The 16,694-nt window shown below is 33.3% G+C and carries 18 protein-coding genes; 7 read left to right on the top strand and 11 right to left on the bottom strand.

Annotation, left to right across the window (positions count from 1 at the left end; all coding sequences use genetic code 11):
- Position 1: 1 nt before the first annotated feature.
- On the bottom strand, positions 2-724 hold the full coding sequence (locus ACTU6T_RS07920) for a polyprenol monophosphomannose synthase (RefSeq protein WP_460220703.1): 723 nt from the start codon (positions 722-724) through the stop codon (positions 2-4).
- 162 nt (positions 725-886) lie between these two features.
- On the opposite strand from ACTU6T_RS07920, the gene ACTU6T_RS07915 reads away from it, so the two are divergent.
- The gene (locus ACTU6T_RS07915) at positions 887-1,540 is read left to right on the top strand and encodes a DUF4271 domain-containing protein (RefSeq protein ID WP_460220702.1); all 654 of its coding nucleotides are present in this window, start codon (positions 887-889) and stop codon (positions 1,538-1,540) included.
- A gap of 16 nt (positions 1,541-1,556) precedes the next feature.
- On the top strand, positions 1,557-2,309 hold the full coding sequence (locus ACTU6T_RS07910) for a uroporphyrinogen-III synthase (protein WP_460220701.1): 753 nt from the start codon (positions 1,557-1,559) through the stop codon (positions 2,307-2,309).
- A gap of 78 nt (positions 2,310-2,387) precedes the next feature.
- Here ACTU6T_RS07910 and pckA read toward each other — a convergent pair whose 3' ends face one another.
- Positions 2,388-4,004, bottom strand: a complete 1,617-nt coding sequence (gene pckA, locus ACTU6T_RS07905) for a phosphoenolpyruvate carboxykinase (ATP) (RefSeq protein ID WP_460220700.1) — start codon at positions 4,002-4,004, stop codon at positions 2,388-2,390.
- 59 nt (positions 4,005-4,063) lie between these two features.
- A complete protein-coding gene (locus ACTU6T_RS07900) occupies positions 4,064-4,459 on the bottom strand; it encodes a DUF423 domain-containing protein (protein ID WP_460220699.1) in 396 nt (131 codons plus the stop codon).
- Positions 4,460-4,538: 79 nt separating this feature from the next.
- On the opposite strand from ACTU6T_RS07900, the gene ACTU6T_RS07895 reads away from it, so the two are divergent.
- Both ACTU6T_RS07895 and ACTU6T_RS07890 read left to right on the top strand, forming a co-directional pair.
- A complete protein-coding gene (locus ACTU6T_RS07895; RefSeq protein ID WP_460220698.1) occupies positions 4,539-5,903 on the top strand; it encodes a saccharopine dehydrogenase family protein in 1,365 nt (454 codons plus the stop codon).
- Positions 5,904-5,946: 43 nt separating this feature from the next.
- Positions 5,947-6,417, top strand: coding sequence for an Lrp/AsnC ligand binding domain-containing protein (locus tag ACTU6T_RS07890; protein WP_460220697.1), 471 nt, complete (start codon positions 5,947-5,949; stop codon positions 6,415-6,417).
- A 55-nt stretch (positions 6,418-6,472) separates the two neighbouring features.
- Here the strand turns inward: ACTU6T_RS07890 and ACTU6T_RS07885 are convergent, their stop codons facing one another.
- The 3 genes from ACTU6T_RS07885 to ACTU6T_RS07875 all read right to left on the bottom strand — a co-directional run bounded on the left by ACTU6T_RS07885 (position 6,473) and on the right by ACTU6T_RS07875 (position 8,713).
- The gene (locus ACTU6T_RS07885) at positions 6,473-7,285 is read right to left on the bottom strand and encodes a T9SS type A sorting domain-containing protein (protein WP_460220696.1); all 813 of its coding nucleotides are present in this window, start codon (positions 7,283-7,285) and stop codon (positions 6,473-6,475) included.
- A 22-nt stretch (positions 7,286-7,307) separates the two neighbouring features.
- Positions 7,308-8,123, bottom strand: coding sequence for a T9SS type A sorting domain-containing protein (locus ACTU6T_RS07880; protein ID WP_460220695.1), 816 nt, complete (start codon positions 8,121-8,123; stop codon positions 7,308-7,310).
- A 65-nt stretch (positions 8,124-8,188) separates the two neighbouring features.
- Positions 8,189-8,713: a phage tail protein gene (locus tag ACTU6T_RS07875; protein ID WP_460220694.1), complete on the bottom strand. Its 525-nt coding sequence runs from the start codon at positions 8,711-8,713 to the stop codon at positions 8,189-8,191.
- 181 nt (positions 8,714-8,894) lie between these two features.
- On the opposite strand from ACTU6T_RS07875, the gene ACTU6T_RS07870 reads away from it, so the two are divergent.
- The 3 genes from ACTU6T_RS07870 (at position 8,895) to ACTU6T_RS07860 (ending at position 11,421) form a co-directional block, all read left to right on the top strand.
- Positions 8,895-9,329: a hypothetical protein gene (locus ACTU6T_RS07870; protein ID WP_460220693.1), complete on the top strand. Its 435-nt coding sequence runs from the start codon at positions 8,895-8,897 to the stop codon at positions 9,327-9,329.
- A gap of 621 nt (positions 9,330-9,950) precedes the next feature.
- The gene (locus ACTU6T_RS07865) at positions 9,951-10,757 is read left to right on the top strand and encodes a sensor histidine kinase (RefSeq protein ID WP_460220692.1); all 807 of its coding nucleotides are present in this window, start codon (positions 9,951-9,953) and stop codon (positions 10,755-10,757) included.
- On the top strand, positions 10,747-11,421 hold the full coding sequence (locus ACTU6T_RS07860) for a response regulator transcription factor (RefSeq protein ID WP_460220691.1): 675 nt from the start codon (positions 10,747-10,749) through the stop codon (positions 11,419-11,421). Before ACTU6T_RS07865 ends, ACTU6T_RS07860 begins: the two co-directional genes overlap by 11 nt.
- A 49-nt stretch (positions 11,422-11,470) precedes the next feature.
- Here ACTU6T_RS07860 and ACTU6T_RS07855 read toward each other — a convergent pair whose 3' ends face one another.
- The 5 genes from ACTU6T_RS07855 to leuS form a co-directional block, all read right to left on the bottom strand.
- Complete coding sequence (locus tag ACTU6T_RS07855; RefSeq protein WP_460220690.1) at positions 11,471-12,199, bottom strand: Bax inhibitor-1/YccA family protein; 729 nt, start codon at positions 12,197-12,199, stop codon at positions 11,471-11,473.
- Between the two features lie 98 nt (positions 12,200-12,297).
- On the bottom strand, positions 12,298-12,993 hold the full coding sequence (locus tag ACTU6T_RS07850; RefSeq protein ID WP_460220751.1) for a zinc metallopeptidase: 696 nt from the start codon (positions 12,991-12,993) through the stop codon (positions 12,298-12,300).
- A 113-nt stretch (positions 12,994-13,106) separates the two neighbouring features.
- Positions 13,107-13,460, bottom strand: a complete 354-nt coding sequence (locus tag ACTU6T_RS07845) for a hypothetical protein (RefSeq protein WP_460220689.1) — start codon at positions 13,458-13,460, stop codon at positions 13,107-13,109.
- Between the two features lie 3 nt (positions 13,461-13,463).
- Complete coding sequence (locus ACTU6T_RS07840; RefSeq protein ID WP_460220688.1) at positions 13,464-13,769, bottom strand: DUF6370 family protein; 306 nt, start codon at positions 13,767-13,769, stop codon at positions 13,464-13,466.
- Between the two features lie 4 nt (positions 13,770-13,773).
- The gene (gene leuS / locus ACTU6T_RS07835; protein ID WP_460220687.1) at positions 13,774-16,638 is read right to left on the bottom strand and encodes a leucine--tRNA ligase; all 2,865 of its coding nucleotides are present in this window, start codon (positions 16,636-16,638) and stop codon (positions 13,774-13,776) included.
- Between the last annotated feature and the right edge of the window lie 56 nt (positions 16,639-16,694).

Below are 16,694 nucleotides of genomic sequence, written 5' to 3'. Positions count from 1 at the left end.
TTTATTTACTTAATAAGCTTTTTAATTTCATATGTATTACCCCAAAAATGGCTTCAGAAATAATACTTCCACTCATTTTAGATTTTCCTTTTGTTCTATCAGTAAAAATTACCGGAATTTCAACAATTTTAAATTTTTTGAGATAGGCTTTAAACTTCATTTCAATTTGAAATGCATATCCTACAAATTTAATATTATTCAAATCAATACGTTCTAACACATGTCTTTTATAACAAACGAAACCTGCTGTAGTGTCACAAATCTTCATTCGCGTAATTAACCTAACATATTTTGAAGCTCCATAAGACAACAGCACTCGACTCATTGGCCAATTAACTACATTAACGCCATCTACATATCGAGATCCAATTGACATATCGGCACCTCCCTCTAGACAAGCGTTATAAAGAAATATGAGATCATTTGGGTTATGCGAAAAATCGGCATCCATTTCAAAAATAAAATCATAATGCTTTTGCAAACACCATTTAAAACCTTCAATATATGCTGTTCCTAAACCGGTTTTATTTGCCCTAGTAATTAGATGCAACTGATCTGGAAACTCATTTTGAAGCGTTTTTACCTGCTCACCTGTACCGTCCGGAGAGCTATCATCTACCACTAAAATATCAAAGTCTTTATCCTGATTAAAAACAGCTTTAATAATAGCTTCAATATTTTCTATTTCATTATACGTAGGTATGATGACAATAGCGTCTCGCATATCGTTTAATTGTTAGTTTTTTTCTTAGTTATCAACAAAAGTAAGTGTTTTATCATTTAAATTGTAGCCTAAAATCATAAACAATGTTAATCTATTAAGAATGTCTTGTAGTTAGATATAGAAGATAACTATTTCATCAAATATTCTTCATAGTTTTGTAGTATGCTTAGAGACGTAATTTCAAATGATTGGTTTACCATATTTCTCTTACTGGGTTTGGTTTGTATTACGCTGACCAAATACATATTTACACATAGATTTAAAGACTTTTTAGCTGTAATTGGAAATTCAAAATATCTTAAGATTTATGCTAGAGATCAAAAATTTATAGATGGCTTTGATGCCTTACTCTATTGTAATGGTATCATCTCTATTTCAATTTTTGCATTTATAAGTTATTCGACGCTTGTAAATCCTGCTGAATTTGATCTCAATCAGTTTTTTAAATTACTCTTTGGTATAGGTGTATTGTTTTTAATTAAAGTCCTTTTAGAGCGATTAATTGCTAGTGTGTTTGACATCGATGAACTTGTAGATTCTTATCTATTTCAGAAAACAACATTTAAAAACTACACTGGTTTTGTATTATTCCCTATTAACTGCATCATAATCTACGCTTTAAACCCCTCAAAACCTGTCATATATACAGTTTTTGGGCTTATTGTTTTAATAAACCTTATTGGATTTATCACTTCATTTAAGAATCATCAAAAATTACTTTTAAATAACATATTCTATTTTATTTTGTATCTTTGCGCACTTGAAATTGGGCCCTATCTAATTTTATATAAGTTAATTAAAGATTTCAACGCTTAAAAACACTTTAAGGAATATGACGAAAGTGAAGACCATTTTAGTATCTCAACCAGAGCCTAAAATAGAAAACTCTCCCTACTTTGATCTTCAAGAGAAGCAAAAAGTAAAAATTGATTTCAGACCATTTATTCACGTTGAAGGTGTAGAAGCCAAGGACATTAGACAACAAAAAGTAGACTTGTCTAACTATACTGCTATTATATTAACCAGCAGAAATTCTGTGGATCACTTTTTTAGAGTAGCAGATGAAATGCGCTTTAAAGTTCCAGATACGATGAAATATTTTTGTCAGTCTGAAGCTGTGGCTTACTATCTTCAAAAGTATGTAGTGTACAGAAAACGTAAAATTTATGTTGGTAAACGTACATTTGCTGACTTATCTCCTTTAATAAAAAAGTATAAAGAAGAGTCATTTTTATTACCAACTACTGATAAATTAAAACCTGAGGTTCCTGAAATATTAAACAATTTAGGGGTACAGTGGAAAGAGTCTGTTTTTTACAGAACTGTGATAAGTGACTTATCTGATTTGGCTAATGTGTATTATGATATTTTGGTATTCTTCAGCCCTTCTGGGATTGAATCCTTATTTCATAATTTTCCAGAATTTAAACAAAACAATACACGCATTGCGGTATTTGGAAATACCACAATTAAAGCTGTTGAATCTCGTGGATTAAGAGTTGATATTGCTGCTCCAACTCCTGAGACACCATCTATGACAATGGCATTAGATAAATATATTGATCAAGTCAATAAAGGAAAATAAGGTTTTTAAAACCTCTAAAACAAAAAAAAGCGTCCTATAAAATTAGGACGCTTTTTTTTGTTTTAATTTATGTGTTACCTAAAAGGCATAACGCTGCGGACCTCCTCTTCGGATTTCCTCACTTGCATTCTCTTCAAACTTTTTAAAGTTCTCTCTAAAAGCATTAGATAATTTAAATGCTGTTTTATAGTAAGCTTCGTCATCATTCCATGTTGTTCTTGGACTCAATACTTCTTTTGGCACACCAGGACAACTTCTTGGTTGTGCTACTCCAAAAACAGAATGAATATGATAATCGTCATAATTATATAATCCAAGATCACCATTCAATACTGCATTAATCATAGCGCGAGTATATTTCAGTTTCATACGTGTTCCAACGCCATAAGGCCCACCAGTCCATCCAGTATTCACTAACCAAACATTCACACCTGCATCTTGCATTTTCTGGCTTAACATTTCAGCATATTTTGTTGGATGTAAAGGCATAAAAGGAGCTCCAAAACAAGCAGAAAAACTTGGTACTGGCTCAACTACACCTGCCTCTGTACCAGCAACTTTAGCAGTATACCCAGAAATAAAGTGATATGCTGCTTGGCTTGGTGTTAATTTTGAAATTGGAGGCAAAACACCAAAAGCATCTGCTGTTAAGAAAAATATATTCTTTGGGTTTTTACCTGCAGAAGGGACTCTAATATTCTCAATATGATGTATTGGATAACTTACTCGTGTATTCTGAGTTATTGAAGTATTTTCAAAATCAACAACGCCTTGATTATCCATAATTACATTTTCTAGAATAGCTCCTTTTTTAATGGCATCATAAATTTCTGGTTCTTGTGCTCTTGATAAATTAATCACCTTAGCATAACAACCACCTTCAAAATTAAAAACTGTATTCTCATTGGTCCAACCATGTTCGTCATCACCAATCAAACTACGCTCAGCATCTGTAGACAATGTTGTTTTACCTGTTCCAGAAAGCCCAAAAAAGATAGCAGTGTCACCATCTTTCCCAACATTGGCACTACAGTGCATTGGTAATGTGTTTTTAAATACAGGAAGAATAAAGTTTAGTGCAGAGAAAATTCCTTTTTTAATTTCTCCAGTGTATCCTGTTCCACCAATTAAAGCAATTTTACGTGTAAAATCTAGAATCGCAAAATTATGCTGTCTTGTTCCGTCAATTTCTGCATCTGCCATAAATCCTGGCGCATTTATGACTGTCCACTCAGGAGTAAAATCTTTGAGTTCGTCTTCAGTAGGGCGCAAAAACATGTTATACGCAAACATATTGCTCCAAGGATATTCATTAATCACTCGAATATTCAATCTATAATCATCATCTGCACAAGCATAACTATCTCTTACAAAGACCTCTTTATTTGATAAATAATCTGTGACTTTATCATATAACTTTTGAAACTTTTCAGACTCGAAAGGAATATTGATATCACCCCACCAAACACGATCTTTTGTTATATCATCTTTAACAATAAATCTGTCTTGAGGTGAACGCCCAGTGAACTCTCCTGTTCTTACAGCTAAAGCACCTGAAGAGGCTTCTTCTCCTTGGTTTTTTGAAATTGTAAGCTTATGAAGTTCATCAGCAGATAGCTGGTATCTTACTTGAGCATTTTTGATACCATAGGCATCTAACGAAATCGTTTTCGTAACATCTGTATGGTTTACCATAATTTGTTTATGTTGTTTAAAGTGCAAAATTAAACATTATTTTAATGTAGCGTAATAAATTATGAATTATCACCCTTCGTTTTTAAAAAGTTTATTAACAAAACTAACCATGCTATAATTAGTAGTAATCCGCCTATTGGAGTGACAAAGCCAATGGTCCTAAAATCAAAGTTAGTAAGCTCATTTGTTGCTAATCCATAAATAGATCCTGAAAAGCACAATACACCTAATATAACTACATATAGAATGATACGTTTTACATTCTCACTAAGTATTGAAACATTTCCTAAGAATAAAAGAAATAAAGCATGATACATTTGATAGCGTACACCTGTTTCAAATGTGTTTTGAGATTCGCTCGAAATTAAGGACTTAAGTCCGTGAGCACCAAAAGCACCAAGAACGATTGCGATAGCCCCTAAAACACATGCAACGATAAGAATTTTTTTGTTCATATATAAATTGAATTTTGGTTTTTATAACCCTTTCTATTTAGTAAATTCGTCATTACAAAATTACTCAACTCAACCCATTATGCGAAAGATTTTAGTTATTGGTTCAGGAAAATCTACGTCCTACCTTATAAAATATTTACTTGATAAATCTAAAGAAGAAGAGCTCCACATTATTGTTGGAGATATTAATATTCAAAATGCTAAGGCATTAATTGGCAATCATGAAAATGCAAATGCTATTACTTTAGACGTCTTTGATAAATCATCTCGACAAGAGGCTATAGAAAATGCAGACATAGTTGTCTCTATGCTTCCAGCAAGATACCACATAGAAGTTGCTAAAGATTGTATCACGTTTGGCAAAAATATGGTAACTGCATCTTATGTAAGTGAAGAGATGCAAAAACTGAATAAAGCAGTGACAGAAAAAGGGCTGGTATTTATGAACGAAATTGGTGTTGATCCAGGTATAGACCACATGAGTGCCATTAAAGTTATAGATACTATTAGAGAGAAAGGTGGACAAATGGTTTTATTTGAATCTTTTACTGGCGGACTTGTTGCACCTGAAAGCGATAATAATTTATGGAATTATAAGTTTACTTGGAATCCAAGAAATGTTGTTGTTGCTGGACAAGGAAGTGCGGCAAAGTTTTTACAAGAAGGCTCGTACAAGTACATTCCTTATAATCGATTATTTAGACGAACTGAATTTTTAGAAATTGAAGGTTTTGGTCGTTTTGAAGCCTATGCTAATCGAGATTCATTAAAATATCAATCAGTTTATGGATTAGACGCTATTGAAACCTTATATCGCGGTACTATGAGGCGAGTTGGCTTCAGTCGCGCATGGAATATTTTTGTTATTCTTGGAATGACAGACGATAGCTACATCATAGATGATAGTGAAAATATGAGTTATCGTGATTTTGTAAATGCATTTTTGCCTTACAGTCATACTGATTCTGTGGAATTAAAATTAAGACATGCCTTAAAAATTGATCAAGACGATATAGTTTGGGATAAATTAGAAGAGCTAGACATTTTCAGTAAAACAAAAATGGTAGAGCTTAAAAAAGCTACACCAGCTCAAATACTTCAAAAAATATTAATGGATAGTTGGACGCTAAAAGCTGACGATAAAGATATGATAGTAATGTATCATAAATTTGGATATGAGCTAAATGGAGAGCGCTACCAAATTGATTCTACTATGGTTACTATTGGAGAGGATCAAACCTATACGGCTATGGCAAAAACTGTAGGGCTACCAGTAGCGATTGCCACCTTAGCTATTCTTAACGAAAAAATCACTAAACCAGGAGTTCAAATTCCAATTACAAAAGAAGTATATGAACCCATTTTGGAAGAATTAGAAAGTTTTGGAATTCAATTTACAGAAAAAGAAGTACCCTATTTAGGTTATAATCCATTGAATAATTAATTTTAATTTATCAAAAAAATGGAAAGCATACATTAAACACATCATGAAAATAGTTAATCAAAACATACAAATAGATGGTATTGATAAAAAGATACTGCGTGCTTTAATGGCTGATGCTAGAACTCCTATTTTGGAAATCGCTCGATTGGTTGGTATTTCTGGTGCTGCAATACATCAACGCCTTCGGAAATTAGAAAAATCTGGGTTAATATCTGGATCTAAATTTGTAATTAATCCGAAAGTTTTAGGATATACCACAATGGCTTTTATAGGAATATATTTAGACAAAGCTATTAGCAACCCTGAAGCTGTGAAGCAACTACAAAAAATACCTGAAGTTTTAGAATGCCATTACACCACAGGAAACTGGAGTATTTTTATTAAAATATTATGCAAAGACAACGAGCATCTTATGCATGTTCTCAATAGAGATATTCAGTCTATTACAGGCGTTTCAAGAACAGAGACTTTTATCTCATTAAATCAACAAATTGATCGACAGATAAAAATTTAAACATAAAAAAGCAACCAAAAAACGTGGTTGCTTTTTATTTTATTTTAGTTGGTTATTACTTAATTGTAAGCTTTTTAGTAATTGATACTTTTTCCGAAGAGATTGTCACTAAATAAACTCCTGTCGACAAATCTCTACGCATGTCTAAAGTTTTATTTTGGGTTATACCTTCTAAATCATAAGACACAATGATTCGTCCATTTAAATCTGAAACAAAAACTCTATCCAATACTAAACCTGTATTTTTAATCGTAATTTTTCCATCAGAAGGATTTGGAAATATGTCGATATTATTGTCTAAGAGTGTGTCATCTTCAAGTCCCAAGGTGTCAACAATTTCAACATTGATATTATGAAATCCAAAGTCATTTAGATCATCATCATCATTAGGTATTATATTAATTTGAGTAATACTTAATGCATTAGCGGGATTTGTAATTGTTAATGCCCCTCCTCCTGAAGCATAATTAGTTGGACTTGAAATCACATCACTATCTTGATTAGTTATAGAAATTATTCCAGCTTCAATTGCATCATAATCAATTCCTAACAAATTAAAATCTACTGGATTACCATTTTTTGTAATTGATAACCGATGTGGAGTTAAAGGATCTATTGCACTTAAAAAGAACACAAGATCTCCTCCTCCAAGGTTATCTAATTCTTCATTACCAGAATGATCAACAGTAAGCACAAAGGTATCTGGACCACTAACAATAGTTTCGGTTATTGTTGTTCCATTATCAACAGCCGTATCAATAGTAAAATTTAATGTTTGAGCAGTTATATTAAGATTAATTAATATTAAAAAACAACATAGTACTACACGCATTATCATTTTATTAAATAAAGAGTAATTTTTTTTCATTATAACAGATTTAGAGTTAGTTTCAATTAATGATTAGTTTTTTTGTTATTGAAGTATTCTCTGTTGAGATTGTCATCAAATACATTCCTGAGTTTAATACTGAGTACATTTCCATATCTAAATTTCCTATAACTCCATTTAGATTATAAGAAACAATTTTGCGCCCATTAAGATCTGACACTAGAATTTGCTCTAATAAAACTACTGAGTTTTCTATTGTAATATTTCCGTTAGAGGGGTTTGGGTATATAGATACATGCTTATTTAGTAAAGCTTTTTCATCAACACCTAGGGTATCGAGTATATCAATATTGATATTGTGAAATCCGAAATCATTTAAATCATCAGTATCTGTTGGAAAGATTTTAATTTCAGTAATATCAAAGCCATTTGATGGATTAGATATAAATAATGTCCCAGCTCCAAAAGGATATAATGTTGGGGCAGAGATAATTTCATCATTCTGGTTTCGAACAGAAATTGTACCTGCTCCAAGAGTATCATAATCTATACTATTTAATTTAAAACTTGTTGGTTCACCATTTTTTGTAATAGTCAATACATGAGGAGTGAGTGGATCAATGGCACTTAAGAAAAATACAAGGTCACCACCTCCCAAATTATCTAACTCTTCATTACCAGAATGAGCAACTGTAAGTACATATGTGTCTCCTTCATCAATTATAGTTTCGGTAATAACATTGCCATTATCTACTGCAGTATCAATTGTAAAATTTAGATTTGGTTGGGCTATACTATTTAAGCTGGTTAAGAGCAATAAACACCAAAACATGATGCTAAATAGTAATTTTTGCGAATAATTGTAATATTTTTTCATAATAAGAGATTTTAATAAGAAAGCAGAAGCTTTTGCTAGAATCTTCTGCTTTTCAATATAATGGATTAACTTCTAGGAGGATAAAGTCCTTCTAGAGCAATAATATAGTATACTCCTAAAGAAGGTTGCATATTATCATGAGATTGATTACCTCCAGTATTACTTATTTCTACTGAATCTGTTGCCATCTTAACATTTTTAGCAGTTGCATAAGATCCTCCCTCAGCAGGATAAGCTCCTGTTGGATCAGTAGTTCCTTCTCCACGACCAACTGGGTTTGTTGCTTGAACAAGTCCAGCATGATTATGAGCTGGGATTTGAGTAACATTTAAGGTTACTCTATTCTCTCCAAGTTTTTCACCACGAGTGACTGGATTAATCCCTGGGCCATTACCAGCATGTATTGGCACTCTACCCCTTAAATCTGGCAACCCAAATGTTGTTCTTCCGTCTCCGCCATACGTTGTTCCTAAAATAGAAAACAATGATGTATAACTTGCAATTGGTAATAATTGTCCGTCACATAATGCCCAACCTCTTGGTGCAAAATTCCCTCCAAACATCATTATTTGTCCGATGTACTGTTCCATAATAGTCTAATTTTTAAATTGATTAATATGGTTCAAATGTCAGTTAAACCCTCGGAAAATTTAAGCGCAAAACCACTACAACTTAAAAACAGGTAGAATTACCTGTTTTTAAAATTCATCACTTTTTTTTGATACATTTTAATTAGCTTTAAACATTATTAATCAACAAAAATTAGATATTATGAGTAACGAAGCACCTTCAACACCCCTAACTAGAACAATTGATGAAGCCAAAAGATGGACCTTAGCTTGGCAAACTAAACACTCTAAACTTAGTAAGGCTTTTAAAATTCCTATTGATGATTTATTAGCTTGTTTTAATGAGATGGATGTGAAATTTTCAATAAATGCCAATGGAGAATTATCTCTCATTCCAGAAACATTTGAACCAGCAGTTAGATCTTATTTGGCCATTGATGATCAAGGCGGAGAAAAACTATTAATCGTCGGAACCACAACCGATGATGGTATACTATATAAAGATATTGTGAAAGACGAACGTCAATTAGCTGCTGTTGGAGATCCAAGTCCAAATGGAAGTGGTGTATATGATTTCACGACACCTTGTCCTGATGATTGTGATCCAGGTAGTCCATTAAATCATCATTTAGGATAGTTAAATTTGAATGGATTTTCTTAATTCGATATTTTTATATGCAGGACTTATATTAATTTTTATAAATGCATTATTATTCCTTATAGGCTATAAGCACAATGCAAGCTCAATAGCCTATAAGTATTTTAGTTGGTATTTATTTATTTCTGTAGTTGTGTCATTATCGTCTTACTATCTGGCCAAAAATAAATTAAACAATTTGTATTTATCACATGTCTATTTTATAGGTCAATTTGTATTCTTGTCATTATTTTACAGATCATTGTTTAGAAAACACCAAAGAAAAATTATTTTGATTGTTTTATGCCTTGTTCTTATAACTTTAGGGGTTCAATATACACTCAAACCACATTTAATTTATAAGTTTAATCTGTTCGAAATATTTATAACCTCATTTCCTCTAGTTATTTATGCGATTACTCATTTGTACAATTCATTGAATGCAACAAGTAATTATTTAATAATTAATGCAGGTGTTTTAATCTATATTACCTCAAGTACGCTTATATTTATATTAGGGAATTATTTATCATATGAAGACATAAATAGCGATCTTAAAAGAAATATATACATGATTAATAAAATCCTATATGTAGTTTACTTAACTTTAATTTTAATACAATGGAAACGGAATTTCCAGCCCATCAAGAGCAAATCATAGGCGCTCTTGTTTATAGTATTATTTTCTTAGTCCTTGTTACTTTGGGTCTAATTTTATTTTTCTATTATTCAAGAAAAAAAATCATTGAAAAAGAAGTTGAGAAAGTAAACATCAAACTAGACCATCAAAAAAAAATATTACAAACCACTATTAAAGTTCAAGAAGAGGAACGCAATCGTATTGCTCAAGATTTACATGACGCTATTAGCTCCAAGCTTAATGTCGTAAGCCTAACCACTAATGTCTTAATAGATGATGATTCAATAAGCAGTGAACACAAAGCATCTTTAAATCATATCTTAGATATTACAACAAGAACCTTAAAAAGCTCAAGAGATATAGCACACAAATTAATGCCTCCAATTTTAGATAAATTTGGACTAAAAGTGGCATTAGAAGAGTTATTTGAAGAGTTCACTTCTAACACATCAATAAAAATACACCATGATATCGAATCTATTGATCAACTTAATAAAAGTGACGAGCTTCATGTGTTTAGAATTGCACAAGAGCTTATCAATAACGCCTTAAAACATGGCAAAGCTGACCAGCTACAAATGACGCTTAAAAAGGAGGCAAAGGGATTTAAATTAGCTTTTAAGGATAATGGCTCTGGGTTTGATGTCAAAAATTTAAAAAAGAAATCTGGTATAGGATTACAAAATATAAAGAGCAGGGTTGCCATATTAAATGGTCAACTTTTTGTTGAGAGCTCAAAGAAAACAGGAAGTATATTCACTATTAATTGTCAGTCTTATGGATACTAAAATAACACTTGCAATAGCAGATGATGAATTATTGTTTAGACAAGGGCTCATCTCTATTTTAAGTAAAGAAAAAAACCTAAATATTCTTTTTGATGCCGAAGATGGCAACCATCTTATGGAACAATTAAGAACTTCAGAAAATTTACCTGAAATTGTAATTACCGATTTAAAAATGCCAGGTCTTAATGGTGTTGAAACTACTAAATTGATTCGTAAAGAGTTTCCAGATATCAAAATCATTGCACTCACTAGCTATTTCAGCAAACCATTTATTATCAACATGATTTCTATTGGAGCTGTTGCCTATTTAGCAAAAAACAGCACGCCAAAACTCATGCTAACTACCATTAATGAAGTTGCAGATAAAGGCTTTTATTATGACGAGCAGGTCATGAAATTTATTCATGAAGGATTGCTTAGTAATAATGAACAAAAAAAGTCTAGTTTCGACACCACCTATTTTACAAAGAGAGAAAAAGAAGTTTTAGAACTCATTTGTAAGCAGCATACTACTAATGAAATTGCAGAAAAGTTATTTATAAGCCCGAGAACTGTTGATGGTCATAGAAACAATCTACTTTTAAAGACTGAAGCGAAAAATTTGGCTGGACTTGTAGTCTATGCCATTCAAAATAAACTCGTGAATTTAGAGGAATCTTTTTAAAACAAAAAAGCATCCAAATTGGATGCTTTTTATTTTTATATAAAGATGTTTAGTCTCTAGACATAAAGATTTGTAATACGTACCAGAATAATAACATCAATGATGCAAACAATCCTAATGATGCTGGTATATATTCATCTTCAGAATATTTATGAATCAAATTAGAGGTTTGATATAAGATAGACCCTCCAGCTAATAGACACATTCCAACAGAAAACCATAATCCAAGATTAAAACCAAATAAAGTTCCCGCTACAATTAATCCAATTGCGATAAAAAAACCAATTGTCAATCCTGTTTTTAAGAAAGAAAAGTCTTTTTTGGTTACAAATACTACCGCAGACAACCCTGTAAATAAAGCCAGAGTAACAATGGCTGCTTGATTTAAAAGTTCTGGACCAGACTCCATATAAAATGCCGCAATATAAATTAGAGGAACAAATATGAATGCTTCGGCTAAAATATAAAGGCCGTAAGCCAAATATTGCATATTCTTATCCGATGTTCGCAGGGCCATACCCTCAGCATAATTGGTTATAAACATAAAGCCTCCCAGCATAATCAACCAGCGCCAGCCTTGAGTCATTGACATTGCAAAATTTACAATAGTATCACTTTGCAGCAATAGCCATTCAAACAAGATGAAAACTAATACTCCACCAGCAACATGGGCATAGGTTTTTTTATAAAAAGCAACACGATCTACGTCAGATAATGTACTGACTAAAACTTTAGGCTCTTCGAAATTCTCGAAAGGATTTAGATTTGAATTTTCCATAAGTATAATTGATTTAGTTAAATCGAAGGTAATAAAAAGAAAACCGAAATACGTGTAAATTATCGTATTTCGGTTATGATTCTAAAATGTATTCTATACTAATCTCGCCCACCAAAGACTTGTAAAGCCCAATATAAAAGTGATGCTAAGGCTCCAATAGCAGCGACTAAATACGTTCTTGCTGCCCATTTAAGGGCTTCTTCAGAACCTTTATACTCTTCTGGTGTAACAACATTCTTGTTTTTCAACCATGCTAATGCTCTATTACTCGCATCATATTCTACAGGTAAAGTGATGAAGCTAAATAAGGTTGCGAAACCCATAAATACTAAACCTGCAACTGCTACCCAATATCCTAAACCTACACCTGCTGCAGCACCAAGAACTAAGCCTCCAATAACTAACCATTGTGACATACCGGAAGTCACACTTACAATTGGCACCAATGCGGAACGCATTCCTAATGCACTATAGGCTTGCGCATGTTGTACAGCATGACCAACCTCATGAGCAGCAACTGCAGCGGCAGCGGCATTACGTTGATTATATACAGCTTCGCTTAAGTTTACAGTTTTATTTTTAGGGTTATAATGATCTGTTAACTGGCCTCTTACAGAAATGACCTCAACATCAAAAATACCGTTATCTGCAAGCATTTTTTCTGCGATTTCTCTTCCACTCATCCCATTGCGCAATTGCACTCTAGAATATTGAGCAAATTTTCGTTTTAATTGACTACTTACTAACCAACTCACCAAAGCTATGGCGCCAATTAGCATGTAATATCCCATCATTCCATTCATATTTTATAAGATTAAATTTATTACTTATGTAATATCAAAAAGTAAGCCATTTTTAGAATAGGAAAAAATGTCAGTTTCATAGTATAACATACGCTCAAAAAGGCTTATTCTTTGAGATGAAATACCTTATCCACTCTCTCATCTTTAAAGATGATAACTAGTTGATTAGTCAAGTCTCTGTTAAAACTAGGTGCTTTTCCTAAGTAATATGTAATTTGATTTTCTGAAGTTTCATTAAAAAACTCAGGCTGTCCTAAAAGAGAGAATACCTCATCTTGGGTTAATCCAATAAGCAGTTCATTGTCAATAATATCATCAACCATTTTATAACGCAAAGTAGGTTCTGAATGCCATCTCGATGCATTAAAACGTTCTTCAAAAAGCCAAATAAGAGAACTCGCTGCAATAGCCGCAACAAAAAAAAACAATAATACTTTGTCGTATTTCTTTAAACGCAATTGTTAGTCCTTAAGTTCAATGGTTTGTATTTGAAAGCGATTATCAACAATATCTCCTGAAACTTCTGCAGTTCTAATGACCTCGCAAAACCCTGTATTTTTATCATGAGCATCTCCAAAATCGTCAATATCAGCACCATCAACAAAATAAGCGGTATCATTAATACGAACAGCTAGATCACATCCTTCTTGAGTAGTTAATCCAAACTGACATTGTCCACAAGAAACTTCGACCATTTGTTTTTCATTTTTAGATTCTGCACAACTAAGGGCAAAAAGCAGTAGACAAATAAGGCTTATCTTTTTCATAGTATTATCCAACAATATTGACAATTTTTCCAGGAACCACAATCACTTTCTTAGGTTCACGACCATCTAATTGCGCCATGGTTTTTTCATGAGCCATTACGACCTTTTCGATCTCATCTTTTGTCATATCTAAAGGCAATTCGAGTGTAAATCGCATCTTTCCATTAAAGGATATTGGATAATTTTTAGCACTCTCTACCAAATGTTTTTCTTCAAACTTCGGAAAAGGAGCAGTCGATATCGATTCATTATTCCCTAGACGACTCCATAGTTCTTCAGCAATATGAGGTGCATAAGGTGAAATTAATATAAGTAAAGGTTCTAAAACAGCCCTACTTGTACATTTTTGAGCAGTCAGTTCATTACATGCTATCATAAACGTTGACACTGAAGTATTGAATGAGAAATTCTCTATATCCTCCTCAACTTTCTTAATGGTTTTATGAAGCGTTTTTAAATTCTCTTTAGTAGGCTCGGCATCGTTGACTTTTAAACCATTGTCATCCACATATAATTTCCATAGCTTTTTCAAAAAGCCGTGTACTCCAGTAATACCAGCTGTATTCCATGGTTTAGCTTGTTCTAATGGCCCAAGAAACATTTCGTAAAGACGTAAGCTATCTGCACCATATTGCTCACAAATAGCATCTGGATTAACGACATTGTATTTGGATTTGGACATTTTTTCGACTTCTCGACCAACTTTATAGACACCATCTTCTAAAATAAATTCGGCATCTTTAAACTCAGACCTCCAATTTTTGAAAGCTTCAATATCTAATTCATCCGAAGCATTTACAAAAGAGACATCAGAATGTATAGCTTGCACTTTCTTTCCTGAAATTAATCCTTTAGATAAAAATCTATTAACACCTTCTTCTCTGTAAACAAAAGCACTCGTCCCCAAAATCATCCCTTGGTTAATCAACTTTTTAAAGGGTTCATCCACACCAACAAAACCTCTGTCTTTCATAAACTTCACCCAAAAACGCGAGTACAATAGATGTCCTGTTGCGTGCTCACTTCCTCCAATATATAAATCGACATTCTCCCAATACTTCAACGCCTCTTCACTAGCAAAAGCTTCATTACGCATAGCATCTTCCATATATCTAAAGAAATACCAAGAACTTCCTGCCCAACCTGGCATAGTATTCAATTCTAATGGATAAATACCGTTGTCTTGAGACCCTTCGACTCCGCTCAGGGTGACAAGCTCGTTAGATACAATCTTGTTATTGTTTGTGTCCCAAGCCCAAACATCGGCACGACCTAAAGGTGGTTCGCCTTCTTCGGTAGGTAAATATTTTTCAACCTCTGGCAATACAATTGGTAGATGTTGCTCATCAATCATTTGTGGTTTTCCATTCACATAATACACTGGAAATGGTTCTCCCCAATAACGCTGACGAGAAAAAACTGCATCACGTAATCTATAGTTGGTTTTACCCTCACCTTGACCCAATTGTTCCAATTCATAAATGGCGCGCTTGGTTGCTTTTTTATAGTTCATTCCGTTAAGAAAATCACTGTTTGCAATTTTGGTGTTTTCTTTATCGGCAAAAGCTTCTTCGGAAATATCAACACCTTCAAAAATGTTAGGTATTGGAATATCAAAATGTTTCGCAAAATCATAATCACGTTGATCACCACAAGGCACAGACATTACTGCTCCTGTTCCATAACCCGCTAATACATAATCACCAATCCAAATTGGAATAGGTTCTTTTGTAAATGGATGCTCAGCATAAGCTCCTGTAAATGCTCCAGAAATGGTTTTGACATCTGCCATACGATCACGCTCACTACGTTTTGCTGTGGCTTCAATATAGGCATTAACCTCATCTCTTTGCTCCTCGGTTACAATTTGAGATACCAAATCATGTTCTGGTGCTAAAGTCATAAACGATACTCCAAAAATGGTATCTGGTCGTGTTGTGAAGACTTCTATTTTGTGAGACGCTTCGACTGCGCTCAGCGTGACATTTGGCAATACATTAAAACTCACTGAAGCACCAACCGATTTTCCAATCCAATTGCGCTGACTTTCTTTTAAGGAATCTGTCCAATCTATAGTATCTAAACCTTGAAGGAGGCGTTCTGCATAAGCAGAAATTCGCATACTCCATTGGGTCATTTTCTTTCTAATTACAGGATGACCTCCACGTTCAGACACACCATTGACGATTTCATCATTAGCTAATACTGTGCCAAGAGCTGGGCACCAGTTTACTTCAGTTTCAGCTAAATAGGTCAATCTGTATTTAAGTAATACATCTTGTTGAGCTTCAGAAGTCATGGCATTCCAATTTTCCGAAGAAAACGCGATAATATCTTCATCGCAAGCTGCATTAATTCTTGTATTTCCTTCAGCTTCAAATACAGAAACCAATTCAGAAATCGGTCTTGCCATATCAGAATCTTTACAATAGTAAGACTCAAACAACTGAATGAATATCCACTGTGTCCACTTGTAATACTCAGGATTACTCGTACGCACTTCTCTACTCCAATCAAAAGAGAATCCAATTTGGTCTAACTGACGTCTATAAGTTTTTATGTTAGCTTCTGTTGTAATCGCAGGATGCTGCCCAGTTTGAATTGCGTATTGCTCAGCGGGCAAACCAAAACTATCATAGCCTTGAGGATGTAATACATTAAACCCTTTATGACGTTTGTAACGTGCATAGATATCACTGGCAATATAACCTAACGGATGACCCACATGTAAGCCTGCACCACTAGGATAAGGAAACATATCTAATACATAATATTTAGGCTTGTCGCTGTAATTTTCAGCTTTAAATGTTTGATTGTCTGCCCAATATTTTTGCCATCTGGCTTCTATCTCGTTGAAATGGTATTGCATTTGTATGATTTTATTCTATTTTAACCTTTCGACTGCGCTCAAGGAGACAGCAGAAC

The organism is Psychroserpens citreus (genome assembly GCF_055686305.1).
Note: the sequence above shows the minus strand (reverse complement) of the source record. Positions and strands in the feature narration are given on the sequence as shown.